Consider the following 24,923-nt stretch of genomic DNA (forward strand, 5'->3'; position numbering starts at 1 on the left):
CGGCCCCCGCAGAGCGCTCCGCGGGGGCCGGCGTCGTGTGGGGCGCCCGTCCGGGACGGGCGGTCCCGGGCGGGGAGGTCAGGCCTGGTGGAAGCGGGCGCCGCGCACGCGCTCGGAGGCCCCGCAGTCGTCCAGGTACGGGGTGATGCCGCCCAGGTGCAGGGGCCAGCCGGCGCCGAGGATCATGCACAGGTCCACGTCGTCGGGGGCGGCGACGACGCCCTCGTCCAGGAGCAGGCCGATCTCCTCGGCCAGTGCGTCCTCCACGCGGACGCGCAGCTCGTCGGCGGTCTGCGGGGTGTCGCCCTGCTCGATCAGCGCGGCGGTGTCGGCGGGGATGGTCTCGCCGGTGGCGCCGCCGGCCTCCTCGGGGGACTTGACGTCCTTGGCCCAGATCGCGGTCTTCTTCGCCTCGATCAGGCGCTGGAGGTTCTCGGAGACCGGGAACCGCTCGGCCCCGAACGCGGCCTGCAGCGACTCGGAGACATGCTGCGCGACAGGCAGGCCGACCATGGCCGCCAGGGTGAACGGGGTCATCGGGAACGCGAGCGGGTCCAGGGCGTGGTCCGCGGTGTGCGCGTCGGTGCCCTGGTCGAAGGAGTTCTGGATCTCGCCCATCATGCGCAGCAGGACGCGGTTGACCACGAACGCGGCGGCGTCGTTGACCAGGACGGCGGTCTTGCGCAGACGGCGGGCCAGCTCGAACGCGGTGGCCACCGCGGCGTCCGTCGTCTCTGCCACGCGCACGATCTCCACGAGCGGCATCTGGGCCACGGGGTTGAAGAAGTGGAAGCCGACCAGGCGCTCGGGGTGCTCCAGGACCTCCGCCATGCCGGCCACGGACAGGGACGACGTGTTGGTGGCGAGGATCGCGGTGGGGGAGACGACCTGCTCGAGCTGGCGGAACACGGTCCGCTTGACCTCGAGCTCCTCGAACACGGCCTCGATCACGAACTCGGCCTCGGCGTGCGCGGAGACGTCCGTGGCGCCGGTGATCAGGCCCGCGACGGCCTCGGCGTCCTCGGCCTTCATGCGGCCCTTGGTCACGGAGCGCTCCAGCTGGGAGCGGACGTAGGCCAGGCCGCGGTCCACGCGCTCCTGGTCCAGGTCCGTCATGACGACGGGCACGCGGAGGGCGGTGGCGAACAGCAGGGCGAGCTGGCCGGCCATCAGGCCGGCCCCGACCACGCCGACGCGGTGCACGGTGTGCGCCTGCTCGACGCCGGGGTCCCCGGCAGGTCGCTTGGCGCGGCCCTGGACGAGCCCCAGGAACGCGTACACGGTGCGGCGGAACTCGGCGGAGCCGATCAGGTCGGCGAGGGCGTCGGCCTCCGCCTCGGCGGACTCGGCGCGGGTGCGCGTGCGGGCGCCGGCGAAGAGCTCCTCGAGGTGGCGGCGGGCCGGCAGGTCACGGCCGGGGCGGGCGGACTGCGCGGCGCCGAAGGCCTGCAGGGCGCGGTCCCAGGCGGCGTCGGAGACGTCCGCGGTGCGCTGCACGGTCCGGCCGGCGACGGCGTCCGCGGCCGCGGTGAGCCCGGCGGCCAGGAGGTCGCCCTCGGCGAGGGAGTCCATCAGGCCCAGGCGCACAGCGTCGGCGGCGCCGATCATGCGCCCGTTGTCGAGGGGATTGGTGAGCAGCAGGGCGACGGCGGCCTCGGGGCCGACCAGGTGGGGCGCGCGCCAGACGCCGGACCAGCCGGGGATCAGGCCCAGGCGGACCTCCGGGAGGCCGAGGGCCTTCACCTCGGGGGCGATCACGCGGCGGTCGCAGGCCAGGGCCAGCTCGAGCCCGCCGCCGAGGGCGGTGCCGTTGACGAGGGCGACGGTGGGGACGGGGAACGCGTCGATGCGGTCGTAGACGGCGTGGCCCAGGCGGCCCAGCGCTCGGCCCGTCTCGGCGTCGGCCGGCAGGGAGGCCACCAGGGCCAGGTCCGCCCCGGCCGCGAACACGCCCTCGACCCCCGTGATGCCGAGGGCCTGGATCTCGCCGGCGGAGGCGCGAGCGGCCTGCTCGTCCACCGCGCGGGCCAGCTCCAGCAGCGACGCCGAGCCCAGCGTGGCGGGGCGGCGTGGGCCCTGGCCGTTGTCCAGTGTGATGAGGGCGAGGGTGCCGGCGCCGTCAGGCAGCGCGTGGTCGGTGGCTGTCGCGCGCGTGAGGATCTCATCCGGGGCGATGGTGCTCAGGTGCTCGAACTGGTCGAGGGGGGCCGGGGTGTGGCTCATGGTGCTCCTCTGTCGGAGGCGGGTGGTCTGTGATGCTGCTCTCACCATACCGGCGACCGCGCGTACCCGCTACCGGCCGTCCCGGCTTCCGTTCCGTGCCCCGCCGCGGGTCAGCGGTCTCGGGCGGGGTCCGGGTCCAGCAGGGCGACGGTGATGATCGCAGAGGTCTGCTCCACCTGCCAGGGCCGGGCACCGCGCTCGGCGAGGGCGGCGGCCACGGTCTCGGGCGTGATGGTCTCGGGCGGCGTCCAGCAGACCCGGCGCAGGGTGTCCGGGGTGAGCAGGTTCTCCGGGGGCATGCCCAGGGCCTCCGCGGCGCGCGCGATCCGGGGCTTGGCGGTGGTCAGCCGGCGGTCCGCGAGGGGGTCGCGGTCCCGCCACGCGCGGGGCGGCGGCGGGGCGTCGGAGCCCGGGCCGTGCCTGGGCGGGGCCTGCCCGGCGGCGGCGTCCTCGATCCCCGCCCGGATGGCGGTGATCCAGCGCGGTGCCTCGCGGGCGGCGGAGCGGCCGTGGAAGCCGCGGGTGGCGCGCAGCTCGGGCACCGTCCGCGGGAGGGTGGAGGCGGCGGCCACCAACGCCGAGTCGGGCAGGAGCCGGCCCGGGGCCAGGTCCCGGTGCTGGGCGAGGTCCTCGCGCGCCTGCCAGAGACGGCGCAGCACGGCCAGCTGGACGGGGCGCTTCAGGGCCGCCATCCCTGACGTGCGGCGCCACGGGTCCTGTCGCGGCGCCGCGGGCGGGGTGGTGCGCACGTGTTCGAACTCCTGCTCGGCCCAGGCGAGCTTGCCCTGCTCCTCGAGGAGCACGGCCAGGGCGTCGCGCAGCTCCACGAGCAGCTCGACGTCGAGGGCCGCGTAGTTCAGCCAGTCGACGGGCAGCGGACGGGTGGACCAGTCCGCCATCGAGTGCTCCTTGGCCAAGGTCAGGCCGAGCTGGGACTCCAGCACGGCGGCCAGCCCGACGCGCGGCAGTCCCGCCAGGCGCGCGGCGAGCTCCGTGTCGAACAGCAGGTCGGGGCGCATGCCGCAGTCGGCCAGGCACGGCAGGTCCTGGCTGGCCGCGTGGAGCACCCACTCCACGCCGCGCAGGGCTTCGTCCAGCGGGGCCAGGTCCTCGAACGCCTCGGGATCCACCAGCCAGATGCCCGCGCCCGCACGCTTGAGCTGCACCAGGAAAGCCCGCTGGCCGTACCGGATGCCGGAGGCGCGCTCGGCGTCGACCGCCACCGGGCCGGTGCCGGCGGCGAGCGCGGCGGCGCAGGCGGCGAGGCCTGCCGGGGTGTCCGTGACCACGGGCACCCCGCCGGCCGGCTCGGCGACGAGCGTGGGCGCCGCCTGTTCCCCGCCGGGACGGTCCGAGGGGTCCGGGGAGGTCGCGACGGCGGGGGAGGTGGGGGAGGTCATGTGCTTCCTGGGTCGGGGCGGGGTGTCGGGGTCGGAGCGTCAGGGGCGGAGCGGGACGGCGGCGGGGACGTCGTCGTCGGCGAGCGGGGGCAGGCCGGCGAAGGCGCAGATCATGTCCGACCACGCCTCGAGGTGGGCGCCGAGGTCGCGGGGGCCGGGGGTCCACGAGGCGCGCAGCTCGATGTCCGTCCAGCCGGGCTCCAGTGCGAGCGTGCCGAAGTGCTCGGCGAGCTGCCGGGTGGCGGTGCCGCCGGCCTCCGTGTGCGCGGCGTGGCGCCGTTCGAGGGCCTCGGCGAGCCAGTCCCAGGCGACGGCACCGGCCAGATGGTCGGTGGCGACGTCCGGCTCGAGGCTCGCCCGGATGTAGGTGACCACCCGGAAGTCGCCCCGCCACACGGGGGAGCCGGCCGGGTCGTGGAGGAGCACGAACCGCCCCGTCGCCAGGGGGTCGGCCTCCGCGCCGTGGGGGTCCAGGACGTCGGCGGCCAGGGTCACCGCGAACGGGGCGAGGCCGGGAGGGTCGGGGATCGGACGCAGGCGCACCTCAGGCCGGGGGTGGGCCGCGCGCAGGTCCGCGAGCGCGTCCGCGAACGCGCCGGAGGCGCCTCCGGCGGCGGGGGCCGGCGCCCGGGGTCCCGACTCGGTCATGGCGTCCAGCCTAGGACCGGCCGGCCCCTCACCGGGGGCGACGCGCCCGGAGGGCGGCGGCGAGGGCATCCACGAACGACTCGACGTCCGCGTCCGTCGTGTCCCAGGAGGTCATCCAGCGCACCTCGTGGGCGGCCGCGTCCCAGTCGTAGAACGGGTGGCGGAGGCGGACCTCGGCGGCGACATCCGGGTCCAGCCGGGCGAACACCGCGTTGGCCTCCGGGGCGCGGGCGAGCTCGACGTCGTCCAGCCCGGCGACCGCGTCGGCGAGCACGCGGGCCATGCGGTTGGCCTGTGCGGCCAGGGCGATGCCGAGGTCGTCCGTGAGCAGCGCCAGCAGCTGGGCCGCGAGGTAGCGGTGCTTGGATGCCAGCTGCATGTCCTGCTTGCGCAGGTAGCCGAGGGCGGCGCGGGCCCGGTCCCGCGCGTCGGCGGCGTCCCCGCCCGGCACGTCGGCGGGCCCGACCATCCGTGCCGCGACGACGGCCTCCGGATTCAGCACGATCACGGCCTCCGCCCCGAGGCCTCCGTTCTTCGTGCCGCCATAGGAGACGACGTCCACCCCGGCGTCGGTGGTGAACGCGCGCAGCGGCAGGTCGAGCGCTGCGGCGGCGTTGGACAGGCGCGCCCCGTCCATGTAGAGCGCGGCACCGGCGGCGTGCGCGGCGTCGGCCACCTCCCGCACCTGGGCGGCGGAGTACACCGTGCCGAGCTCCGTGGCCTGCGCGATCTCGACGACGGCGGGCTGGCTGGCGTGCACGAAGCCGTCCCGGCGCACGTGGGCCGCCGCGAGCTCTCCGGTGAGCCGACCGTCCGGGGTCGGCACGGGGACGAGCGGGGTCCGACCCAGGCGCTCGGGCGCGCCGCCCTCGTCGTGGATGAGGTGGGAGGAGGCGGCGGTGACCACGGAGCCCCACGGCGGGGTCAGCGCCTGGAGGGCGAGGACGTTCGCGGCCGTCCCGGTGAACACGGGCACGGCGAACGCCCGCTCGCCGAACACCTCCCGCACCTTCTCCTGCAGGGCGGCGCTGGTGGGGTCCTCGCCGTAGGACACGGCGTGATCCGCGTCCGCGTCGGCCATCGCGGCCCACACGTCCGGGTGCACGCCCGCGTAGTTGTCCGAGGCGAACGCCCGCAGCCCCGCGGGGCGGGCTGCGCTCACGCCCGGTCCCCGGCGGGGTCCGCCTCCGTGCCGATCGCCGCGACGTCCGCGGGGGTGAGGCGCAGCGAGATCGAGTTGATGCAGTACCGCAGGTCCGTGGGGGTGTCGTACCCCTCGCCGGCGAACACGTGGCCCATGTGGGACCCGCACGCCGCGCAGCGCACCTCGATGCGCTCCATGCCGAGCGTGGCGTCCTTGACGTAGACCACCCGGTCCTCGGCCAGCGGGGCGAAGAAGGAGGGCCAGCCGCAGTGCGAGTCGAACTTCTCCTCCGAGCGGAACAGCTCGACGCCGCACGCGCGGCACGCGTAGACGCCCTGCACGCGGGAGTCCCAGTACTCGCCGGTGTAGGGGCGCTCCGTGCCGGCCCGGCGCAGCACGTGGAACTCCTCCGGGGTCAGGCGGCGCGCCCACTCCTCGTCGGTGAGGGCGGCGGGGCGGGCGGCGTCGTCGGCGCCGGAAGGAACGGTGGCGTGGTTCTGGCTCATGCCCGTGCCAACCCGGGGCGCCCGCGGGATGTTCCCGGCCGGGTGGTCCACAATGGCCCCATGGCCTGCCCCCGACGTCACAGCCCGCGCCTCCGGGCCCGCCCGGACCTCCGCGACGCGCTCCTCGGCTCACTCCGCGGCTCGGCCGCCGTGGCCCGCCCCGCGGCCCGGCTGGCCCCCGCCGCCGCGTCCGTCGCGGCGTCCGCGGCCTTCGTCCTGGCCGGCGCCTCCGCGGGGCTGGCCGGCGTGTTCGCCCGCACCGTGGTCACCCCGGTACGCTCGCGGCCCGAGCACACGGCCGTCCTCGCGGTCCTGGACACCGGGGACGGGATGGACGTCATCCTCCCGGCCGACGAGCACACCACCGTGCCCGGCACGTACTCGCTGACGTTCCACGGCGGGGAGGGGTGTGCCCGCATCGGCGCGATCCGCTCCTACGACCCCCGCGACGGGACCGTGCAGCGGGTCGTGGAGGAGGTCTACTCCGGGGACCTGCGCTCGGCCGTCCGGGGCCGGTTCACCGCGTTCATCTGGCCCGGTCCCGCCGAGGCCGGCCTCGAGGCCGCGGACGTGGAGGTCCCCGTCCCCGGCGGCGCCGCCCCCGCCTGGCGCATCGACCCCCCGCCGGCCGAGGACGGCGAGGAGCGGGCCGGCGAGGGGATGTGGGCCGTGATGGTGCACGGCCGCGGCGCCGTCCGCAACGAGGGCCTGCGCGCCGTGCCCACCGCCGCCCGCCTCGGCATGACCTCGCTGCTGGTGTCCTACCGCAACGACGGCGACGCCCCCGACGCCGAGGACGCCCGCTACGGGCTGGGCACCACCGAGTGGGAGGACGTGGAGGCCGCCGTCCGCTACGCCCTCGACCACGGCGCCCGCGACGTCGTCCTGTTCGGCTGGTCCATGGGCGGCGCCGTCGTCCTGCAGACCGCCGACCGGTCCGACCTCACCTCCCGCGTGCGGGGGATCGTGCTCACGGGGCCGGTCGTCGACTGGATGGACGTGCTCCGCCATCAGGCCCGCCTCAACCGCATCCCCGAGGGGATCGGCCTGCTCGGCCAGTGGCTGCTCTCCAACCGGGCCGGCCGCCTCGTCACCGGGCTCGCCGCCCCGGTGGACCTCAAGGCCCTGGACTGGGTGACGCGTGCCGACCACGTCCGCGTGCCCACCCTGATCCTGCACTCCGAGGACGACGAGTACGTGCCGGTCGGCCCCTCGCAGGACCTGGCGGAGCGCAACCCCGCGCTCGTGCGGTTCGTGCGCTTCCACCAGGCCCGCCACACACGCGAGCAGAACGTGGACCCCGTGAAGTGGGACCGCAGCGTCCGCGGGTTCCTCCGGGCGGTGCTCACGGCGCCGCGGCCGGGCGCCGTGAGCCCGCCCGGGGCGCCTCAGGCGCCCTCCGGCAGCAGCCCCCGACGCCGCAGCAGCGGCTCCAGCTCCGCGTCCCGTCCCCGGAACGCCCGGTAGGACTCCAGCACGTCCCGCGTGTCGCCCCGGGAGAGCAGCTCCTCCGCGAACCGGCGCCCGTTCTCCCGGGTCAGACCGCCGTGCTCCCGGAACCACTCCACGGCGTCCGCGTCCAGCACCTCCGCCCAGATGTACGAGTAGTACCCGGCCGCGTAGTCGTTGCCGAACACGTGCTTGAAGTAGCCCGTCCCGTAACGCGGCGGCACCAGGTCGACGTCGATCCCCGCCTCCGTCAGCACCCGCCGCTCGAATCCGGCAGGGTCCGCGGTCGCCGCGTCCACGGTGTCCTCCGTGAGGGTGTGCCACGCCCAGTCGAGCAGCGTCGCCCCGAGGTACTCCACGGTCCGGTAGCCCTCGCCCCACAGGTCCGCCGCCTCCAGCCGCTCCAGCGTCCCCGTCGGCAGCTCCGCGCCCGTCTCCACATGCCGGGCGTAGTCCGCCAGCAGGGACGGCTCCCGCAGCCACACCTCGTTCACCTGCGACGGGAACTCCACCGTGTCCCGCGGCACCGCCGTGCCCGTCAGCGACGGGTACTCGCCCTCCGCCAGCAGCCCGTGCAACACGTGCCCGAACTCGTGGAACAGCGTCGTCGCCTCGTCCAGCGTCAGGAGCGCCGGGCGCCCCTCCGCCGGAGCCGGCACGTTCATCGTGCAGAACACCACGGGGCGGGTGCCCAGCGCCGCCGAGGCGTCGACCACGTTGTGCATCCACGCCCCGCCGGACTTCGTCGGACGCGCGAAGAAGTCGCCCACGAACAGACCCACCCCGCGGCCGTCCTCGTCCGTCACCTCCCACACCCGGATCGCCGGCCGGTACAGGTGCCCCGCCAGATCCTCCCGCTCCGCGAACCGCAGCCCGTAGAGCGCCGTCGCCGCCGCGAACACGCCCCGGGTCAGGACCCGGTCCAGCTCGAACCACGGCCGCAGCGCCCCCGCGTCCACGTCGAACGCCTCCCGCGCGTGCGCCGCCGAGAGGAACGGCCAGTCCCACGGCACCACCGGCGCGTCCCCCTCCGCCACCGCCTCGGCGTCCCGGCGCGCGTTGGCCATCGCCGGCCCCGTCAGGGAGCCCAGCAGCCCCTCCACCGCCGCCACCGACGGCGCCGCCCGGTCCCGCAGCGCATGCTCCGCCCACGACGCCGCCCCCAGCAGCCGCGCCTTCTCCAGTCGCAGACGCACGATCCGCATCGCCGTCGTCAGCGTCTCGTGCTCTCCGGAGGACCCCCGGCCCACCGACGCCTCGAACACCTCCCGCCGCAGCCCAGCGTCCTCCAGGTCCGCCAGCCACGGCTGCGACGTGAACAGCGACAGCGTCAGCAGCCACGGCCCCGCACCCTCCGCCGCGTCCGCCCTGCGGTGCCCCGCCTCCGCGGCTGCGCGCTCCGCCGCCGCCGCCAGGTCGTCCGCCCTCAGCCCGGCCAGGCGCTCGCGGTCCGTCACCAGGACCGCGCGGGCGGCGGTGTCGGCCACGAGCCGTCGGGTGTAGGCGGCGGAGAGGGTCGCCAGCTCGCCGTTGAGGCGGGCGAGCTCGGCGCGGCCGGCCTCGTCCAGGCCCGCGCCGGCGATCTCCAGGCGGGTGCGCGTGCGCTCCAGCAGGCGGGCGTCCTCACCTGCGAGGCCGGCGTCGTCGACCGCGGCCACGCGCGCCGACAGGCGCGGGTCCAGGAGGATCGCGTCCTCGTGCGCGGCGAGCTCGGGGGAGAGCTCCTCGGCCAGGGCCTGCCGGGCGTCCGTGCCGTCCGAGCCCACGAGGGTGGAGAACATCGGGGCCACGCGGCGCAGCAGGGCACCCGAGAGCTCGAGTGCCCGCACGGTGTTCTCGAAGGTCGGCGCCTCGGGGGAGGACAGGATCTCCTCCACCTCGGCGCGCTGCTCCGCCATGCCCTGCCGCATCCCCGTGGCGAGGTCGGCGTCGCTCACGGCGGCGAAGTCCGGCAGCCCGTGGGGCAGCGGGGAGGGGGAGAGGAGCGGGTGGCCTGCGGGGAGGCGGTGGGTGATCTGCGTCATGCCGCCCAGCCTAGGTCGGGGACGTCCGGCGCTACACTGGGCGGTCGAGCACGCGCCGCCCCGCGCGCGTCGTTGCAGCATCCCGACGAGCAGAAGGAGACAGCGGATGTCCGGTCACTCCAAATGGGCCACCACCAAGCACAAGAAGGCCGTGATCGACCAGCGTCGCGCCAAGGCGTTCGCCAAGTACATCAAGGGCATCGAGGTGGCCGCCCGCGCCGGCGGCGCCGACCTCTCCGGCAACCCCGCGCTGGACCTGGCCGTCTCCAAGGCCAAGAAGAACTCGGTCCCCAACGACAACATCGACCGCGCCATCAAGCGCGGCGCGGGCCTCACCGGCGAGGTCATCGACTACACCGAGATCATGTACGAGGTCCGCGGCCCCCAGGGCTCCGCGCTGCTCGTCGAGTGCCTCACCGACAACAAGAACCGCGCCGCCGCCGACGTGCGCGCCGCGGTCACCCGCAACGGCGGCACCATGGCCGACTCCGGCTCCGTCTCCTTCCTGTTCCACCGCAAGGGCGTCGTCCGCCTGCCCGCCGCGGGCAACACCGAGGACTCCCTCCTCGAGGCCGTGCTCGAGGGCGGCGCGGACGCCGAGGAGGTCGTGCTCTCCGGCGACGACTTCGAGATCGTCTCCGAGCCCGGCGACCTGCGCGCCGTGGCCGAGGCCCTCGACGCCGCGGGCATCGACTACGAGACCGACGAGATGGAGCACCTGCCCACCATGAAGGTGGAGCTGGACGCCAAGGGCGCCCGCACCTTCCTGAAGCTGGCCGACGCCCTCGAGGACCTCGACGACGTGCAGAACGTGTTCTCCAACGTGGACATCGCCCCCGAGGTGATGGACGAGCTCGAGCAGGACTGAGCGCATCGTGACGGACCGGCCCGCCGGCGTCGTCCGCGTGCTCGGGGTGGACCCCGGGCTGACCCGCTGCGGCATCGCCGTGGTGGACGTGGACGCGCGCAGGCGGGCCGAGCTCGTCCACGTCGAGGTCGCCGGCACGGCGCCGGAGGAGTCCCTCGACGCCCGCCTGCTCTGCATCGACCGGGCCGTGAGCGCTGTGCTCGTGCGCTTCCGGCCGGAGCGGGCGGCCGTCGAGCGGATGTTCGCCAACAACAACACGCCCACGGTCCTGGGCACCGCCCAGGCGGCGGGCGTGGCGATCGCCGCCGCGGCCCGCGCGGGCGTCCCGGTGGGCCTGCACACCCCGTCGGAGGTGAAGGCGGCCGTCACCGGCAACGGCGACGCCGGCAAGGAGCAGGTGACCACCATGGTCACCCGGATCCTCCGCCTGGACGCGCCCCCGCGCCCGGCCGACGCCGCCGACGCCCTCGCGCTGGCCATCGCCCACGCCTGGCGGGGCACGGCCCTCGGGCGGGCCGCCGGGCACACCGGCCTGGACACGTCGGGACTGGCCAGCCGCACCGGAGCCTCGCGGGGCGCGGCCGGCGCGCGCGTGCGCCGCGCCCCGAAGGCCGCCCTGACGCCCGCGCAGCAGGCGTGGCTCGCCGCGGAGCGTTCCGCCGGCGCCCGTCCCGGTCGCCGCAGCGCGGGCTGACCGGGAGGCGGGGCACGGGCGGCCGACGACGGCGCGCGGCGCGCCCTCTCCCGCCGCGCCGTCGCCGGCGGCGTTCGATGATATGTTCGAATCCCGTCCGCCGACCGACCCCCTGGAGGCCCCCGATGATCGCGTCCCTCTCCGGCACCGTGGAGCACGTGGGCCTGGACCACGCGGTGATCGCCGTCGGCGGCGTGGGCCTGAGCTTCTCCGCCACGCCCCAGACCCTGTCGCACCTGCATGAAGGACGCGACGGCGCCGTCCAGACGCACCTCGTGGTCAAGGAGGACTCCCTCACCCTGTTCGGGTTCGCCGACCGCGCGGAGCGCGAGGTGTTCGAGGTCCTGCTGGGCGCCAACGGGGTCGGCCCGCGCCTGGCGCTGGCCATCCTCGCGGTGCACCGCCCCGAGGCCGTGCGGCGGGCCGTCACGGACGAGGACGAGAAGGCCCTCACCCTCGTGCCGGGGATCGGCCCCAAGATGGCGCGCAAGATCATCGTCGACCTCGCGGGCCGGCTGGCCCCCACGGGCGAGGTCGAGCCGGAGGCGGCCGTCGTGGAGCCCGAGGCCGCGGCCGACGCCTGGCACGCGGACGTCGTGCAGGCCATGACCGGTCTGGGCTGGTCGGAGAAGGAGGCCGCCAAGGCGGTCGCCGCCACCGTCGCCACGCACCCGGACGTGGACGCCTCCGGCGACGTCGCCGCGCTGCTGCGCGCCACCCTGCGGGACGTCGGCGCCGCCGCGGCCGTGCGCGGGGGCCGCCGCGCATGAGCGAGCGCCCCGTCACCGCGTTCGAGGCCGACGCGGAGGAGCGCCGCCTCGAGGCCGCGCTGCGCCCGAAGCACCTCGACGAGTTCGTGGGCCAGGCCCGCGTCCGCGAGCAGCTGGACCTCATGCTCGCCTCGGCCCGGCTGCGCGACCGCGCGGCGGACCACGTGCTGCTCTCCGGTCCGCCCGGCCTCGGCAAGACCACCCTCGCCATGATCGTGGCGCAGGAGATGAACGCGCCGCTGCGCCTGTCCTCCGGCCCGGCGATCCAGAACGCCGGCGACCTCGCGGCGATCCTCTCCTCGCTGACGGAGGGGGAGGTGCTCTTCCTCGACGAGATCCACCGCATGTCCCGGCCGGCCGAGGAGATGCTCTACATGGCCATGGAGGACTTCCGCGTGGACATCGTGGTGGGCAAGGGCGCCGGCGCCACATCCATTCCGCTGGAGCTGCCCCCGTTCACCCTCGTCGGGGCGACCACGCGCGCCGGGCTGCTGCCCGGGCCGCTGCGGGACCGGTTCGGCTTCACCGGCCACCTCGAGTTCTACGCGATCGAGGAGCTCGAGCGGGTGCTGCGCCGCTCGTCCGCCCTGCTGGACATGCGCGTCGAGACGGACGGCTACCGGCAGATCGCCTCGCGCTCCCGGGGCACGCCGCGCATCGCCAACCGGCTGCTGCGCCGCGTGCGGGACTGGGCCCTGGTGAAGGGCCTGGACACCGTGGACGCCGAGGCCGCCTCCGCCGCGCTGACCATGTACGAGGTGGACGCCCGCGGCCTGGACCGCCTGGACCGCTCCGTGCTGACCGCCCTGTGCACCACGTTCGGGGGCGGCCCCGTGGGCCTGACCACCCTGGCCACCGCCGTGGGGGAGGAGGCCGAGACCGTGGAGACCGTCGCCGAGCCCTTCCTCATCCGGGAGGGCATGATGGCGCGCACCCCGCGCGGCCGCGTGGCCCTGCCCGGCGCGTGGGACCACCTGGGCATGACCCCGCCGGAGGCTCCGCTCGGCTGAGCGCCCTACACTGGCACGGATCCCCGCAGTCGACTCGACCTGGAGTGTGCCCCGTGCCGCTGACCCCCCTCGCCCCCGTCCTCGCCGACGACGCCGCCGGCGGCGGCAACGTCCTCGTGCTGGCCATGTTCGCGGCCCTGGCCGTGATGCTGTTCCTCTCCTTCCGGCGGGGCAAGAAGGCCCAGGCGGAGGCCGCGGACATGCGGGCACGCCTGACCCCCGGTCAGGAGGTCATGACCGGCGCGGGCATCTTCGGCCGCGTCGTGGCGGTGGACGCCGCCGCCCAGCGCGTGACCTTGGAGACCGCGCCCGGCACCCGCATGGACGTGCACCTGCAGGGCATCGTGAAGATCGAGGAGCCGGATGTCGCGCCCGCGGCGGACACCGCCCCCGCCGTCGGCGGTGCGCACGCTGCGGAGACGGCCCCCGCGGCCGACGACACCGACCGCGCCTGAGCCCCGGACCCGCAGCACCCCTCCCCGGCGGCCGGGCACGCACCCGGACCGCCCGCAGCGAAAGCAGCACGCATGGCGAAGACCTCACCCACCCGCGCCGCCGGGCGCACCCTGGCCTGGCTGGCCGCGCTGATCGTGGCGCTCACTGCGATCCTCGGGCTCGGCGTGGCCTCGGGCCAGGCCTCCTGGGCCCCCAAGCTCGCGCTGGACCTCGAGGGCGGCACCCAGATGGTGCTCGCCCCCACGACGGCCAGCGGAGAGCAGGCCACCCCCGAGCAGCTCCAGCAGGCCGTGGAGATCATCCGCCAGCGCGTGGACGGCTCCGGAGTGGCCGAGGCCGTCGTCGCCACCCAGGGCGACCAGAACGTCGTCGTCTCCATGCCGGGCGTGCCCGACGAGGAGACCCGCCGCCTGATCCAGGCCTCCGCGGACATGCAGTTCCGTCCCGTGCTGCAGGCCGTCCCCGGCGGCCAGCCGACGCCCCAGGACCAGCTGGTCCCGAAGGACCAGTTCCCGACGCCCTCGGCCGAGCCGACGGACGCCTACGACCCGAACTGGATCACCCCGGAGCTGGCCGACGAGTTCCAGCGCACCGACTGCACCCTGCCGCGCGACCCGAACGCCGCCCCGCCGGCCACGGACCGGGCGGTCGTGGTGTGCGAGCCGCAGCAGGAGACCCCCGCGGGCACGATGCCGGCGACGAAGTACATCGTCGGCCCGGTGGTGATCCCCGGCACCATGATCGAGAAGGCGAGCAACGCCACCGCCCAGTCGCAGACCGGCGTGACCACCAACGAGTGGGTCGTGAACATCGACTTCGATGGAGAGGGCACCAAGCGCTTCACCGAGGTCACCCAGAAGCTGACCCCCTTCGCCGAGGGCGACCCGCGCAAGCAGTTCGCCATCATGCTCGACGGGCAGGTGATCGCCGCGCCGCAGTCGAACGTGGTGATCACGGGCGGCCAGGCGCAGATCTCCGGCCCGGGCTTCACGGAGGAGTCCACCGCCCAGCTCGCCGAGCAGCTCAACTACGGCTCCCTGCCGATCTCCTTCACGATCGAGTCGGAGCAGCAGATCTCCGCGACCCTCGGCCGCGACCAGCTGTTCTGGGGCCTCATCGCGGGCCTCATCGGCCTCGCGCTCGTCGCCGTCTACCAGTTCTTCCAGTACCGGGCGCTGGGCCTGCTGACGTTCGCCTCGATCGTCGTGGCCGGCGCCCTCACGTACCTGGCCATCGCGATCCTCGGCTGGACGGACAACTACCGCCTGTCCCTGGCGGGCATCGCCGGCCTGATCGTGGCCATCGGCCTCACGGCGGACTCGTTCATCGTCTACTTCGAGCGCATCAAGGACGAGCTGCGCTCGGGCCACACCCTGGACGCGGCCCTCCATGAGGGCTGGAAGCGCGCCAAGCGGACCATCACGGCCTCCAAGGCCGTGAACCTGCTGGCGGCCGTCGTGCTGTACTTCGTGGCCGTGGGCAATGTGCGCGGCTTCGCGTTCACGCTCGGTCTGACGGCGATCGCGGACCTCCTCGTCGTGTTCATGTTCACGCACCCGCTGATGGTGCTGCTCTCCCGCACGGACTTCGTGGGCGGCGGGCATCCGATGTCCGGCCTGGACCCACGGGTCCTCGGCGTCGAGCCCGCCCTGTACCAGGGCGCCGGCCGCTTCCGGGAGCCGGCCGCCGCCCGTGCCGCGCGGGGAGGCTCCCACGCCGCGGACGACGACGACGCCGGGTCGTCCGCCGCGCGCCGGGGTCGCCGGAGCGAGCAGCCCATGACCATCGCCGAGCGCCGGAGGGCCGAGCGGGCCGGCGCCGCCCAGACCCCCGCCGCCCAGACCCCCGCCGGCTCCGCCCCGGCCGCCGACACCGAGGAGGACGCGCTGTGAACCGCTTCGCCGACTGGGGCAACGCCCTCTACTCCGGCCGCATCTCCTACCCCTTCGTCCGCAAGTGGAAGACGTGGTTCCTGATCGCCGCCGCCCTGCTGGCCGTGGCGTTCGGGCTGACCGCGCTGCGCGGCGGCTTCAACCTGGGCATCGACTTCAGGGGCGGCTCGGAGTTCACCGTCTCCGACGCCGCGTCCTCCGAGCTGGATCCGGGCCGGGCCGCGGTGACCGACGTCGTCGCCGGCGCCGAGCCCACCGTCACCCAGGTGGCCCCGGGCACCATGCGCGTGCAGACCGAGCAGCTGGACGACGCACAGACCCGCCAGGTCGCCCAGAACCTCCAGCAGGCCTACGGCGTGACCGGCGACCACGTGACCTCCACGTTCGTCGGCCCGACCTGGGGGCAGGCGGTGTCGCAACAGGCGGTCATCGGCCTCGTGATCTTCGTGGTGCTCGTGACGCTGTTCATGGCGCTGTACTTCCGCACCTGGAAGATGTCCCTGGCCGCCGTCGTCGGGATGCTCTACGTGGTGGCGCTGACCGCCGGCATCTACGGAGCCACCGGCTTCGAGATCACGCCGTCGGCGATCATCGGCTTCCTGACGATCCTCTCCTACGCGCTCTACGACACCGTGGTCGTCTTCGACAAGATCCGCGAGAACACGCGCGGCGTCGAGGAGGACCCGGACCGCACCTTCGACGGCAGCGTCAACCTGGCCGTGAACCAGACCCTGGTGCGGTCGATCACGACGTCGATCGTCGGCCTGCTGCCCGTGGGCTCGATCCTGTTCATCGGGGCCGGCCTGCTCGGTGCGGGCACGCTGCGGGACATCTCCCTGGCGATCTTCGTGGGCATCATCGTCGGCACCCTCTCCACCCTGTTCATCCAGGCCCCGCTCTACGCGCTGCTCCGCCGCGGGGACGCGGACGTCGTCGCGCACGACGCGCGGGTGGGTGCCGACCACGACGAGCGGGAGCAGGAGGAGGACCTCGCCGACGCGCGGGGCGCCGTCCTCTGAGGGCGGGCGAGCCCCCGCCCGCCACGCGGCCCCGCACGTCGTCCGTGCGGGGCCGCCGCGGGCTAGACTGCCCCATCATCCCCGGGCCGGCAGCGGCCAGAAGGAGGCACCGTGACCGAGCAGGACCGCCGCCCCGCCGCCCCGCCCCGCCGCGGGCGGATCGCCCGCCTGACCGGACGGCGCGCCACCGAGTACTCGCCGCTGCTGGAGCCGCTGATGCGCACGGTGCGCCAGAGCGCCACGCACGCCGAGCAGGAGGACATCGTCCGGGCCTTCGAGGTGGCCGAGCGCGCCCATCGCGGCCAGATGCGCCGTTCCGGCGACCCGTACATCACGCACCCGGTGGCCGTGGCCACCATCCTGGCCGAGCTCGGCGTCACCGGGCCGACGCTGCTGGCGGCCCTCCTGCACGACACCGTGGAGGACACCGACTACTCGCTGGAGCAGCTCACCGCCGACTTCGGCCCCCAGGTGGCGCTGCTGGTGGACGGCGTCACCAAGCTGGACAAGGTCACCTACGGGGCGGCGGCGCAGGCGGAGACGGTCCGCAAGATGGTCATCGCCATGGCCCAGGACGTGAACGTCCTGCTGATCAAGCTCGCCGACCGGCTCCACAACGCCCGCACGTGGCGCTACGTCTCCCCGGAGTCCAGCGCGAAGAAGGCCCGCGAGACCCTGGACATCTATGCGCCCCTGGCGCATCGGCTCGGCATGAACACGGTGAAGTGGGAGCTCGAGGACCTCTCCTTCGCGGCCCTGCAGCCCAAGGTCTACGCGGAGATCGTCCGCCTGGTGGGGGAGCGCAACCCCGAGCGGGAGAAGCAGCTGGCGGCGCTGCGCGGCGTGCTGGAGGAGCAGCTGCGGGAGCAGCGCGTGCGGGCCACGGTCACGGGCCGCCCGAAGCACTACTACTCCGTGTACCAGAAGATGGTCACGCAGAAGAAGGACTTCGCGCAGATCTACGACCTCACGGGCATCCGCGTCCTCGTGGACTCGGTGCAGGACTGCTACGCGGTGCTCGGCGTGGTCCACGCCCGCTGGAACCCCGTCCCCGGCCGGTTCAAGGACTACATCGCCGTCCCCAAGCTGAACATGTACCGGTCCCTGCACACCACGGTCATGGGGCCGGAGGGCAAGCCGGTGGAGATCCAGATCCGCACCTGGGAGATGCACCGGCAGGCGGAGTACGGCGTCGCCGCCCACTGGCGGTACAAGGCCGGCGCCCGCGGCGAGCTGGAGGCGGGGCGCTCCCAGCAGACGCCGGGGTGGCTGCGCTCGGTCATGGACTGGCAGGAGGACACCCGCGACCCCGACGAGTTCCTCGCCGCCCTGCGCACGCAGATCGGTGCGGACGAGGTCTACGTGTTCACGCCCAAGGGGGAGATCCGCTCCCTGCCCGCCGACTCCACGCCGGTGGACTTCGCCTACGCCATCCACACCGACGTCGGCCACCGCACCGTGGGCGCCCGCGTGAACGGCCGGCTCGTGCCGCTGTCCACCGTGCTGCGGCACGGGGACACCGTGGAGGTCTTCACGTCCAAGGCGGAGGACGCCGGGCCGAGCCGCGACTGGCTGAACTTCGTGGTCTCGCCACGCGCCAAGTCGAAGATCCGCCACCACTTCGCCACCCGCCGCCGGGACGAGCAGATCGAGCGCGGCCGCGAGGCGTTCACCCGCCAGCTGCGCAAGGCCGGCCTGTCGGTGCAGCGCGTCCTCGGCGGCGAAGACCTGGGCGTCGTCGCCGGGGAGCTCGGCTATCACGATCCGGACACGCTGTTCGCGGCCATGGCGGACGGACACGTCTCGCCGCAGGCCGTCACGGAGCGGCTCGAGGCCCGCCTGGCGCCGCCGCCCGCCCCCACCGCCCCGGACGCGGAGCTGCGCGTCGGCGAGGTGGACCTCGCGGGGCTCGTCCCGGAGAAGGCCCGGCGTGCCCCCACGCGCTCGACGAACGAGGCCGGCGTCCTCGTGAACGGCGACGGCGGGGTTCTGGCCAAGCTCGCGCGGTGCTGCAACCCCGTGCCCCCGGACGAGGTCGTCGGGTTCGTCACCCGCGGCTCCGGGGTGTCCGTCCACCGCGGGGACTGCCGCAATCTCGCGACGATGCTCGAGAACGAGCCGGAGCGCCGCGTGGACGTGGCCTGGGCACCCTCCCGGGACGCCGTGTACCTGGTGGAGATCCAGGTGCAGGCGCTCGACCGCACCTCGCTGCTCTCGGACGTCACCCGGGTGCTCTCGGAGAACCACGTGAACATCCTCTCCGCCTCCGTGAACACCACGCGGGACCGGGTGGCCATGAGCCGCTTCGTCTTCGAGATGGGCGACCCCAAGTTCCTCGAGCACGTGGTCAACGCGGTGCGCCGCATCGACGGCGTCTTCGACGTGCGCCGCACCTGAGCTGACCGGATCCGCTCCGCCCGCCCGGCGTCGCTGTCAGCCGTCCGCGCCGAGCGCGTCCAGCAGCATCCGCAGCCGGCGGCGTGCTCCGACGGAGCCGGGCCGGCGGGAGGGGCGGTCCAGCCGGTCCCGGAGCCCCTCCGCTCCGTGGGCGGCGATCACCCGGGCGGCGCGCCGGGCGTCGTCCGGGTCGCCCGTGAGCAGGAGGTCCTCCACGGTCCGGGCGGGCACCGTCACCCGGACGCCCTCCAGGACCTGCACGTCCTCCTCCGCCGGGGCCGCCCCCGTTGGACCCGCCGCGACGTCGGACTGCACCAGCCGCCAGGCCGGTGCCGCCCCGCCGGCGGGGAGCCGGTGGAAGTGGGGCACGGCCGCGTGGAGCCGATGCGGCGCGGGACCGCCCACGTGCACCCAGGCCGCCGATGGGCCGACGGCGGTCCATCCGGAGGCGAGGACCGGACCGCCCAGCAGGCCCAGGGCCGCGGCCCGGCCTGCCGGTTCGGAGGGCACGTCCACGGGTCGGTACACGCCCGGCAGCACCGCCTCCAGCGTCCCTCGGGCCGCGAGCAGGCGCAGCTCCGGCTCCGTGAACGTCATGCCCGCCAGCTCCCACGCCGCCCCGCCGCGGCTCCCGTGCCCCTGATGCATGCGCTACAGCCTGGCAGAGACGGAGCGACCCCCGGTCCCGCCTGTGGACAGGCGGGGCCGGGGGCCGTCGTCGTGCCGCGCGGGCGGCGGGGGTCAGCGCAGCTCGGAGGCGGAGGCCTCCAGGGCCTGCTTCCACTGGAGGCGGGCGTCCAGGGCCTCCTGAGCCGTGGCGATCCTCTTCTGGTCGCCGGCCGCCTGGGCCTCGGCCAGGTCGGCCTCGAGCCCGGCGATGGTCTCCTCGAGCTGGGTCAGTGCGGAGTTCGTGCGCGCCTTGGTCTCGGGGTCGGTGCGGCGCCAGTGCTCGTTCTCGGCCTGCTTGAGGGCGTCCTCGAGCTTGCGGAAGCCGTCCTCCATGCGGCGGATGTCCCCGCGCGGGACCTTGCCGGCGTCCTCCCAGCGGCCGCGCAGCTCGTTGAGCGCCTTCCGGCCGGCCTTGAGGTCGGTGAACGGCAGGAGCTTCTGGCCGTCCGCCAGGATCTGCTCCTTGACCTTGAGGTTCTCCCCGAACTCGCGGTCCACGGCGGCGTTCTCCGCCTTGCGGGCGGCGAAGAAGACGTCCTGGGCGGCGCGGAAGCGGGCCCAGAGGGCGTCGTCCTCCTTGCGGGAGGCGCGGGGGGCGCGCTTCCACTCGTCCATGAGGTCGCGGTACTTGCCCGCGGTGACGCCCCAGTCGGTGGAGGAGGAGAGCTCCTCGGCGCGGGCGATGAGGCGCTCCTTGACCTGCTTGGCCTCCGCCGACCTGGCGTCGAGCTGGGAGAAGTGGGCGCGGCGGGTCTTGTCGAACTGGGTGCGGGCGCCGCGGAAGCGCTTCCACAGCCCGTCCTCCACCGACTTGGAGAGGCGGGGGCCGGCCTTCTGGGCGGTCTTCCACTCGTCGAAGAGCTCGGTCATGCGGGCCGAGGCCTGCTTCCACGGCATGCGCTCGGCGGGGGTCGCGGCGAACTTCTCGGCCTCGGTGACGATGGCCTCGCGGGTGGCCAGCTGCTCTGCCTGGGCGGCCTGACGGCGCTCCGCCTCCGCGGCGCGGTAGTCGCCCAGGAGGGTCTCGAGGGCGGCGAGGCGGGTGCGCAGGGCGGGCATGTCGCCGACCATGTGGCGCTCGGTGACGGCGGCGGTCATCTGCCCGAGCGCCTTGCCGAGCTCGGAGGACGGGGCGCCGGCGGCGATGCGCTGCTCGAACAGGGCCATCTGGGCGCGCACGTCGTCGTACTTGCGGACGAAGTACGCCAGGGCGTCCTGCTCGGTGGCGTCAGGGACCTGGCCCACGGCCACCTCGTCCGCGCCGTCCAGCAGGGTCACGTGGCCGTCCTCGGAGACGCGGGCGAACGCGGCGGCCTCCCCCAGCGGGGTCGGCTCCACGGAGGGGGCCGGGGCGACGGGCACCGCGGCCGTGGCGGGGCGGGGCGCGGCGGAGCGGGGCGCGGCGGAGCGCTTCAGGGCGGCCGGGGACGGCGCGGCGGGGACGGCCGGGGACGGCGCGGCCTCGGGGGTCTTCTCGGCGTCGGTCTCCGCGGCGTCGGCCGGCTCCTCGCCCTGGGCGGGGGCCGGGGCCTCCACGGACTCGATGGAGCCGAGGGCGTCGGCGAGGTCGGCCTGGGCGGCCGGGGTCTGGTCCTGCACGACCTGCTCCGGCGCGTCCTGCGCGGGGGAGGTCTGCTGGGGGGCGGCAGCCGGCGTCGCCTGCTCGGCGTCGGGGGTCTGCTGGTCGTCGGACTGAGGCTGGTGGGTCACCGCTGGAACTCTCCCTGACTGTGCCGCCGCGCCGGGGTGCGCGGCGGTGGGGATGGACACGAACGCCCCCAGAGTACCGGCCGGGGCGCGGCCGCGCCCCTAGAATCGCACCAGCGCCGGGTCCGCGACGTCGTGCCCGGCCGGCCGACGTGCTCCCCGCGCCGGCCCCGCCCGCCCCTCCCCGAAGGAGACCCATGTCCCGCAAGCAGTCGCTGTCCGGCTTCCACGAGTGGCTCCCCGCCGAGCGCATCGTGGAGCAGCACGTGCTGGACACCCTGCGGCGGACCTTCGAGCTGCACGGGTTCGCCGGCATCGAGACCCGCGCCGTGGAGACCCTGGGCCAGCTGCTGCGCAAGGGCGAGGTGGACAAGGAGGTCTACGCGGTCTCCCGCCTCGCCGAGGACCAGGAGGTCGCCGAGGGGGTCCGCGAGGCCAAGGACCCCTCGGACCCCAAGCGCCTGGCCCTGCACTTCGACCTCACCGTGCCCTTCGCCCGGTACGTCACCGAGAACGCCGGCCACCTGGCCTTCCCGTTCCGCCGCCACCAGATCCAGAAGGTCTGGCGCGGCGAGCGCCCCCAGGAGGGTCGCGCCCGCGAGTTCACCCAGGCGGACATCGACGTCGTCGGCGACGGCGAGCTCTCGCCTCGCTATGACGCGGACGTGGCCCTGGTGATGGCGGAGGCGCTCGGCGCCCTGCCGATCGGCGACTTCCGGATCCGCGTGAACAACCGCAAGCTCGCCGAGGGCTTCTACCGCGGCATCGGCCTGGAGGACGCGGCCGGTGTGCTGCGCAGCATCGACAAGCTGGAGAAGGTCGGCGCCGAGGAGGTCGCCCGCCTGCTGCAGGAGGAGGTCGGCGCCACCGCCGAGCAGGCCGCCCAGGCCCTGAAGCTGGCGGAGATCCGCACCCCGGACACGGCCTTCGTGGAGCAGGTGCGCGCCCTCGGCGTCGAGGACCCGCTGCTGGAGGAGGGCCTGGCGGAGCTGGCCGACGTCGTCGCGACCCTGCACCGGCGCGCCCCGGGCCGCGCCGTGGCGGACCTGTCGATCGCGCGCGGCCTCGACTACTACACGGGCACGGTCTACGAGACCGTCCTGGTGGGCCACGAACAGCTCGGCTCGATCTGCTCCGGCGGCCGCTACGACGCCCTCGCCACCAAGGGGAACCGCGCGTTCCCGGGCGTGGGCCTGTCCATCGGCGTGACCCGCCTGGTGATGCGCATGCTCTCCCAGGAGATGGCCGTCGCCTCCCGCGCGGTGCCCACCGTGGTCTACGTGGCCCTCACGCACGACGACGACTGGTCCCGCGCCCAGGACGTCGCCGCCGGCCTGCGCGGCCGGGGGATCGCCGCCGAGGTCGCCGTCTCCGCGGAGAAGTTCGGCAAGCAGATCAAGTACGCCGACCGCCGCGGCATCCCCTTCGTCTGGTTCCTCGGCGCCGAGGGCGCGTCGGACGAGGTGAAGGACATCCGCTCCGGCGAGCAGGTCCCGGCTGACGCGGCCACCTGGGCCCCGCCGGCGGAGGACCTCGTCCCGCAGGTCACCGAGTCGCCCCGCGCAGAGGACTAAGGGCGGGCCGTGGGCGCGGAGGGGGCCGGCCGCCCGACACGCCGTCCTTCGGGGCGTCCCTGGCGTCGCCGGGTCATGGACAGCGACGACGGCCGCCTGTGGCTCGCGACGCTGCCCGCCCTGGCGGCGGGCGCGTCGGGAGTGCTGATCGGCCGCGAGGCGGCGGCCGAGTTCCCCTCCGCCGACTGGAGGGTCATGTTCTACGGGACCCTGGGCGTCACGCAGGTCGTCATGTACGTCGTGTACCTGTGGCTCACACTGCGGCGGTTCCACGGGCTGGACGCCCGCACCCTGGAGCGCGACCTGCGCACGGTCAGCCGCGGCCCGCGACCAGGCTCCTGGGCGGTGCGCATGGGCCTGCCCTACGGCTCCACCCTGGGCTGGATGACCTCCGTGTCCGTGGTGGCGCTGGTGATCGTGGTGGTCGTGATGCTGGACCCGGCGACGGCGGGGCAGCCGCTGCTCCGGGTGCTGTGCGCGCTCGTCGTCGTCTCCTCCTGGGCGGTCCTGTGGGTCAGCCAGGCCCTGGCGTACGCGCGGATGGCCGCCCAGCACGGAGGCATCGAGTTCACGGGGGAGGAGCCGCCGGTGTTCGAGGACTACCTGACGCTCTCCGCGTTCGTGTCGGCCCTGTTCGGCACGGGGGACGTTACGCTGACCGGTCGCCGCACCCGCCGGGCCATGCGCTCGCACGTCATGGTCGCCTTCGGATTCAACTCGATGCTGGTCGCGTCCCTCGCGACCCTGCTGCTGTCCCGGGGGTGACCCGGAGTCGCCGTTGACCCGGAGTCGCCGTCGGGACAGACTGCGGCCATGACCCAGGCTCCGCTCATCCTGCTTGCCGACGACGGCGCGAACCCCCTGGTCCCCGCCGGTGCGGAGCTGCTCGCCGGCGCCGTGGGTGCGGTGTGCACCGTCCTGGTCGTGACAGCCGTGCTCCTGCTGGCCGTCACCCGGATGGACGCGTACCGGCGCCTGCTGTGGCTGGCGGTCGCCGTGCTCGTCCCGTTCCTCGGGGCGATCGCCTCGATCGTGATCGCCCTGCGCCAGCGGCGTCGCCCCGAGGCCGCCTGAGGCGTTCGGCTCAGCCGATCCGGTCCGGGCGGCGGGACCGCACGAACCAGCGCCCGCCCAGCCCGATCAGGAACACGCCCACCATCGCCGCGACGGACGCGGGCGGCAGCGTGAACGCGATGACGAGGCAGAGCCCCAGGCCCAGCACGTTCACGGCCCGCGGCACGCGCAGCGTCCGCTGCTCCGGACGCAGCGTGAGCGCGGAGAGGTTGGCCACGGCGTAGTACACGAGCACGCCGAAGGAGCTGAACCCCACCACGGTGAGCACATCCGTGGTGAGCACCAGCAGGATCACGGCGACGGCCACCGTCACCTGCCCGGCCCACGGGACCGCGGTGCGTTCGTCCACTCGGGCGAGGGGGCGGGGCAGGTCGCCCTCGCGGGCCATCGCCATGCCCGTCCGGGAGATCCCGGCGAGCAGGTTGAGCATGGCCCCCGCGCAGGCGAGCACCGCACCGACGACGGCGGCCCAGCCCCATCCGGCCCCGAGGCTCGCCTCGAGTGTCGCCCGCACCGGAGCCTCCGACGCCGCGAGCCCCGTGCCGCCGAGCGCGGCGACCAGCGCCGCGGCCAGCAGCGCGTAGAGCACCACGGTGAACGCCAGCGCGCCCAGCACCGCCCGGGGGATCGTGCGCCGCGGGTCCTCCACCTCCTCGCCCATCGTCGCCACGCGGGCGTACCCGGCGAACGCGAAGAACAGCACACCGGCGGCCGCGAGGACGCCCGCCGGGTCCGCGGCCGAGACGGGCGTGTCCGCCGCGGCGCGTCCGCCCGCCAGCCCGGCGACGATCGTCAGCCCCAGCACCGCGAGCACGGGAACGAGGATCGCCACCGTCGCCTGTGCCGTGCGGGTGATCCCGCGCAGCGCCACCGCGGTGAGGATCACCACCGCGGCAGCCCCGGCCAGGCGCGCCGCCAGGGGGGAGTCCGGGAAGAGGTACAGGCCCGCCGTCGTCGCCATGGCGGCCACGGAGGCCGTCTTGCCGGTGACGAAGCCCCAGCCGGCCACGAACCCGGCCGTGGGGCCGATCTGGCGCCGGCCGTAGACGTAGGTGCCGCCGGAGGCGGGGTGGACGGCGGCCAGCTGGGCCGTCGAGAGCGCGTTGCACGTGGCCACGGCGACGGCCAGCCCCAGAGCCGCCGCGAGGGCGCCGACGTGGCCTCCGGTCAGCAGCGCGGCCAGGCCCAGCGAGGTGAACGCGCCCGCGCCCACCATGGAGCCGACCCCGATGGCGAGGGCGCCGCGCAGGGGCAGGCCGCGCGGGGCGGGGGAAGTGGCGGTCACGGAGGTTCCTCTCGACGGGCGGCGCGGGGCCCTAGACTGGTGCGGACGAGTCCGCCCCGCCCGTACGGGTATCACACACGGCGGACCAGGAAATGAACCCCGCACATCGTCCGT

Annotated in this window: 21 protein-coding genes; 12 read left to right on the forward strand and 9 right to left on the reverse strand. The window is 74.9% G+C overall.

Features of this window, described 5'->3' with window-relative positions; all coding sequences use genetic code 11:
• Positions 1-78: 78 nt before the first annotated feature.
• From KW076_RS07545 to msrB, 5 genes are all read right to left on the reverse strand, one after another.
• On the reverse strand, positions 79-2,223 hold the full coding sequence (locus tag KW076_RS07545) for a 3-hydroxyacyl-CoA dehydrogenase NAD-binding domain-containing protein (protein WP_224354741.1): 2,145 nt from the start codon (positions 2,221-2,223) through the stop codon (positions 79-81).
• A gap of 110 nt (positions 2,224-2,333) precedes the next feature.
• Positions 2,334-3,623: an HRDC domain-containing protein gene (locus tag KW076_RS07550; protein WP_224354743.1), complete on the reverse strand. Its 1,290-nt coding sequence runs from the start codon at positions 3,621-3,623 to the stop codon at positions 2,334-2,336.
• 39 nt (positions 3,624-3,662) lie between these two features.
• Positions 3,663-4,271, reverse strand: a complete 609-nt coding sequence (locus tag KW076_RS07555) for a DUF3000 domain-containing protein (RefSeq protein ID WP_224354744.1) — start codon at positions 4,269-4,271, stop codon at positions 3,663-3,665.
• A 28-nt stretch (positions 4,272-4,299) separates the two neighbouring features.
• On the reverse strand, positions 4,300-5,433 hold the full coding sequence (locus tag KW076_RS07560; protein ID WP_224354745.1) for a threonine aldolase family protein: 1,134 nt from the start codon (positions 5,431-5,433) through the stop codon (positions 4,300-4,302).
• Positions 5,430-5,921 (reverse strand): peptide-methionine (R)-S-oxide reductase MsrB, encoded by a 492-nt coding sequence (msrB, locus tag KW076_RS07565; protein WP_224354747.1) that lies wholly within the window; start codon positions 5,919-5,921, stop codon positions 5,430-5,432. The genes KW076_RS07560 and msrB overlap by 4 nt, the downstream gene beginning before the upstream one ends.
• Before the next feature lie 60 nt (positions 5,922-5,981).
• Here msrB and KW076_RS07570 point away from each other — a divergent pair, with 60 nt between their 5' ends.
• On the forward strand, positions 5,982-7,388 hold the full coding sequence (locus tag KW076_RS07570) for an alpha/beta hydrolase family protein (RefSeq protein ID WP_224354748.1): 1,407 nt from the start codon (positions 5,982-5,984) through the stop codon (positions 7,386-7,388).
• Here the strand turns inward: KW076_RS07570 and KW076_RS07575 are convergent.
• Positions 7,310-9,394: a M3 family metallopeptidase gene (locus tag KW076_RS07575; RefSeq protein ID WP_224354749.1), complete on the reverse strand. Its 2,085-nt coding sequence runs from the start codon at positions 9,392-9,394 to the stop codon at positions 7,310-7,312. The two genes, KW076_RS07570 and KW076_RS07575, sit on opposite strands and share 79 nt — an antisense overlap.
• 106 nt (positions 9,395-9,500) lie before the next feature.
• Between KW076_RS07575 and KW076_RS07580 the strand changes: the two genes are divergently transcribed.
• The 8 genes from KW076_RS07580 (at position 9,501) to KW076_RS07615 (ending at position 18,500) form a co-directional block, all read left to right on the forward strand.
• Positions 9,501-10,262: a YebC/PmpR family DNA-binding transcriptional regulator gene (locus tag KW076_RS07580; RefSeq protein WP_224354750.1), complete on the forward strand. Its 762-nt coding sequence runs from the start codon at positions 9,501-9,503 to the stop codon at positions 10,260-10,262.
• A gap of 7 nt (positions 10,263-10,269) precedes the next feature.
• Positions 10,270-10,956 (forward strand): crossover junction endodeoxyribonuclease RuvC, encoded by a 687-nt coding sequence (gene ruvC / locus KW076_RS07585; RefSeq protein ID WP_224354752.1) that lies wholly within the window; start codon positions 10,270-10,272, stop codon positions 10,954-10,956.
• Between the two features lie 125 nt (positions 10,957-11,081).
• Positions 11,082-11,726, forward strand: coding sequence for a Holliday junction branch migration protein RuvA (gene ruvA, locus KW076_RS07590; RefSeq protein ID WP_224354753.1), 645 nt, complete (start codon positions 11,082-11,084; stop codon positions 11,724-11,726).
• A complete protein-coding gene (ruvB, locus tag KW076_RS07595; protein ID WP_224354754.1) occupies positions 11,723-12,736 on the forward strand; it encodes a Holliday junction branch migration DNA helicase RuvB in 1,014 nt (337 codons plus the stop codon). The genes ruvA and ruvB overlap by 4 nt, the downstream gene beginning before the upstream one ends.
• Before the next feature lie 53 nt (positions 12,737-12,789).
• On the forward strand, positions 12,790-13,191 hold the full coding sequence (locus KW076_RS07600) for a preprotein translocase subunit YajC (protein WP_224354756.1): 402 nt from the start codon (positions 12,790-12,792) through the stop codon (positions 13,189-13,191).
• Positions 13,192-13,263: 72 nt separating this feature from the next.
• Entirely contained in the window at positions 13,264-15,084 is a 1,821-nt protein-coding gene (secD, locus tag KW076_RS07605; RefSeq protein WP_224354757.1) for a protein translocase subunit SecD, read from the forward strand.
• The gene (gene secF / locus KW076_RS07610) at positions 15,081-16,103 is read left to right on the forward strand and encodes a protein translocase subunit SecF (RefSeq protein WP_224354758.1); all 1,023 of its coding nucleotides are present in this window, start codon (positions 15,081-15,083) and stop codon (positions 16,101-16,103) included. The genes secD and secF overlap by 4 nt, the downstream gene beginning before the upstream one ends.
• Positions 16,104-16,214: 111 nt before the next feature.
• On the forward strand, positions 16,215-18,500 hold the full coding sequence (locus KW076_RS07615) for a RelA/SpoT family protein (RefSeq protein WP_224354759.1): 2,286 nt from the start codon (positions 16,215-16,217) through the stop codon (positions 18,498-18,500).
• A gap of 36 nt (positions 18,501-18,536) precedes the next feature.
• Here the strand turns inward: KW076_RS07615 and KW076_RS07620 are convergent, their stop codons facing one another.
• Both KW076_RS07620 and KW076_RS07625 read right to left on the reverse strand, forming a co-directional pair.
• On the reverse strand, positions 18,537-19,148 hold the full coding sequence (locus KW076_RS07620) for a hypothetical protein (RefSeq protein WP_224354760.1): 612 nt from the start codon (positions 19,146-19,148) through the stop codon (positions 18,537-18,539).
• Positions 19,149-19,241: 93 nt separating this feature from the next.
• Complete coding sequence (locus tag KW076_RS07625) at positions 19,242-20,879, reverse strand: DUF349 domain-containing protein (protein WP_224354762.1); 1,638 nt, start codon at positions 20,877-20,879, stop codon at positions 19,242-19,244.
• Between the two features lie 194 nt (positions 20,880-21,073).
• Here KW076_RS07625 and hisS point away from each other — a divergent pair, with 194 nt between their 5' ends.
• From hisS to KW076_RS07640, 3 genes are all read left to right on the forward strand, one after another.
• The gene (gene hisS, locus KW076_RS07630) at positions 21,074-22,450 is read left to right on the forward strand and encodes a histidine--tRNA ligase (protein WP_224354763.1); all 1,377 of its coding nucleotides are present in this window, start codon (positions 21,074-21,076) and stop codon (positions 22,448-22,450) included.
• Between the two features lie 75 nt (positions 22,451-22,525).
• The gene (locus KW076_RS07635) at positions 22,526-23,215 is read left to right on the forward strand and encodes a DUF1345 domain-containing protein (RefSeq protein ID WP_224354764.1); all 690 of its coding nucleotides are present in this window, start codon (positions 22,526-22,528) and stop codon (positions 23,213-23,215) included.
• A gap of 48 nt (positions 23,216-23,263) precedes the next feature.
• Positions 23,264-23,524, forward strand: coding sequence for a PLDc N-terminal domain-containing protein (locus KW076_RS07640; RefSeq protein ID WP_224354765.1), 261 nt, complete (start codon positions 23,264-23,266; stop codon positions 23,522-23,524).
• A gap of 10 nt (positions 23,525-23,534) precedes the next feature.
• On the opposite strand, the gene KW076_RS07645 is transcribed toward KW076_RS07640, so the two are convergent.
• A complete protein-coding gene (locus KW076_RS07645; protein WP_224354767.1) occupies positions 23,535-24,809 on the reverse strand; it encodes an APC family permease in 1,275 nt (424 codons plus the stop codon).
• Positions 24,810-24,923 lie beyond the last annotated feature (114 nt).

The sequence above is a fragment of the Micrococcus porci genome, from assembly GCF_020097155.1.
Taxonomy (GTDB): domain Bacteria; phylum Actinomycetota; class Actinomycetes; order Actinomycetales; family Micrococcaceae; genus Micrococcus; species Micrococcus porci.

Coding starts and splice junctions, on each gene's coding strand:
- KW076_RS07545 (WP_224354741.1), bottom strand. CDS start 2,223: ATGAGCCACACCCCGGCCCCCCTCGACCAGTTCGAGCACCTGAGCACC.
- KW076_RS07550 (WP_224354743.1), bottom strand. CDS start 3,623: ATGACCTCCCCCACCTCCCCCGCCGTCGCGACCTCCCCGGACCCCTCG.
- KW076_RS07555 (WP_224354744.1), bottom strand. CDS start 4,271: ATGACCGAGTCGGGACCCCGGGCGCCGGCCCCCGCCGCCGGAGGCGCC.
- msrB (WP_224354747.1), bottom strand. CDS start 5,921: ATGAGCCAGAACCACGCCACCGTTCCTTCCGGCGCCGACGACGCCGCC.
- KW076_RS07570 (WP_224354748.1), top strand. CDS start 5,982: ATGGCCTGCCCCCGACGTCACAGCCCGCGCCTCCGGGCCCGCCCGGAC.
- KW076_RS07575 (WP_224354749.1), bottom strand. CDS start 9,394: ATGACGCAGATCACCCACCGCCTCCCCGCAGGCCACCCGCTCCTCTCC.
- KW076_RS07580 (WP_224354750.1), top strand. CDS start 9,501: ATGTCCGGTCACTCCAAATGGGCCACCACCAAGCACAAGAAGGCCGTG.
- ruvA (WP_224354753.1), top strand. CDS start 11,082: ATGATCGCGTCCCTCTCCGGCACCGTGGAGCACGTGGGCCTGGACCAC.
- ruvB (WP_224354754.1), top strand. CDS start 11,723: ATGAGCGAGCGCCCCGTCACCGCGTTCGAGGCCGACGCGGAGGAGCGC.
- secD (WP_224354757.1), top strand. CDS start 13,264: ATGGCGAAGACCTCACCCACCCGCGCCGCCGGGCGCACCCTGGCCTGG.
- KW076_RS07620 (WP_224354760.1), bottom strand. CDS start 19,148: ATGCATCAGGGGCACGGGAGCCGCGGCGGGGCGGCGTGGGAGCTGGCG.
- hisS (WP_224354763.1), top strand. CDS start 21,074: ATGTCCCGCAAGCAGTCGCTGTCCGGCTTCCACGAGTGGCTCCCCGCC.
- KW076_RS07635 (WP_224354764.1), top strand. CDS start 22,526: ATGGACAGCGACGACGGCCGCCTGTGGCTCGCGACGCTGCCCGCCCTG.
- KW076_RS07640 (WP_224354765.1), top strand. CDS start 23,264: ATGACCCAGGCTCCGCTCATCCTGCTTGCCGACGACGGCGCGAACCCC.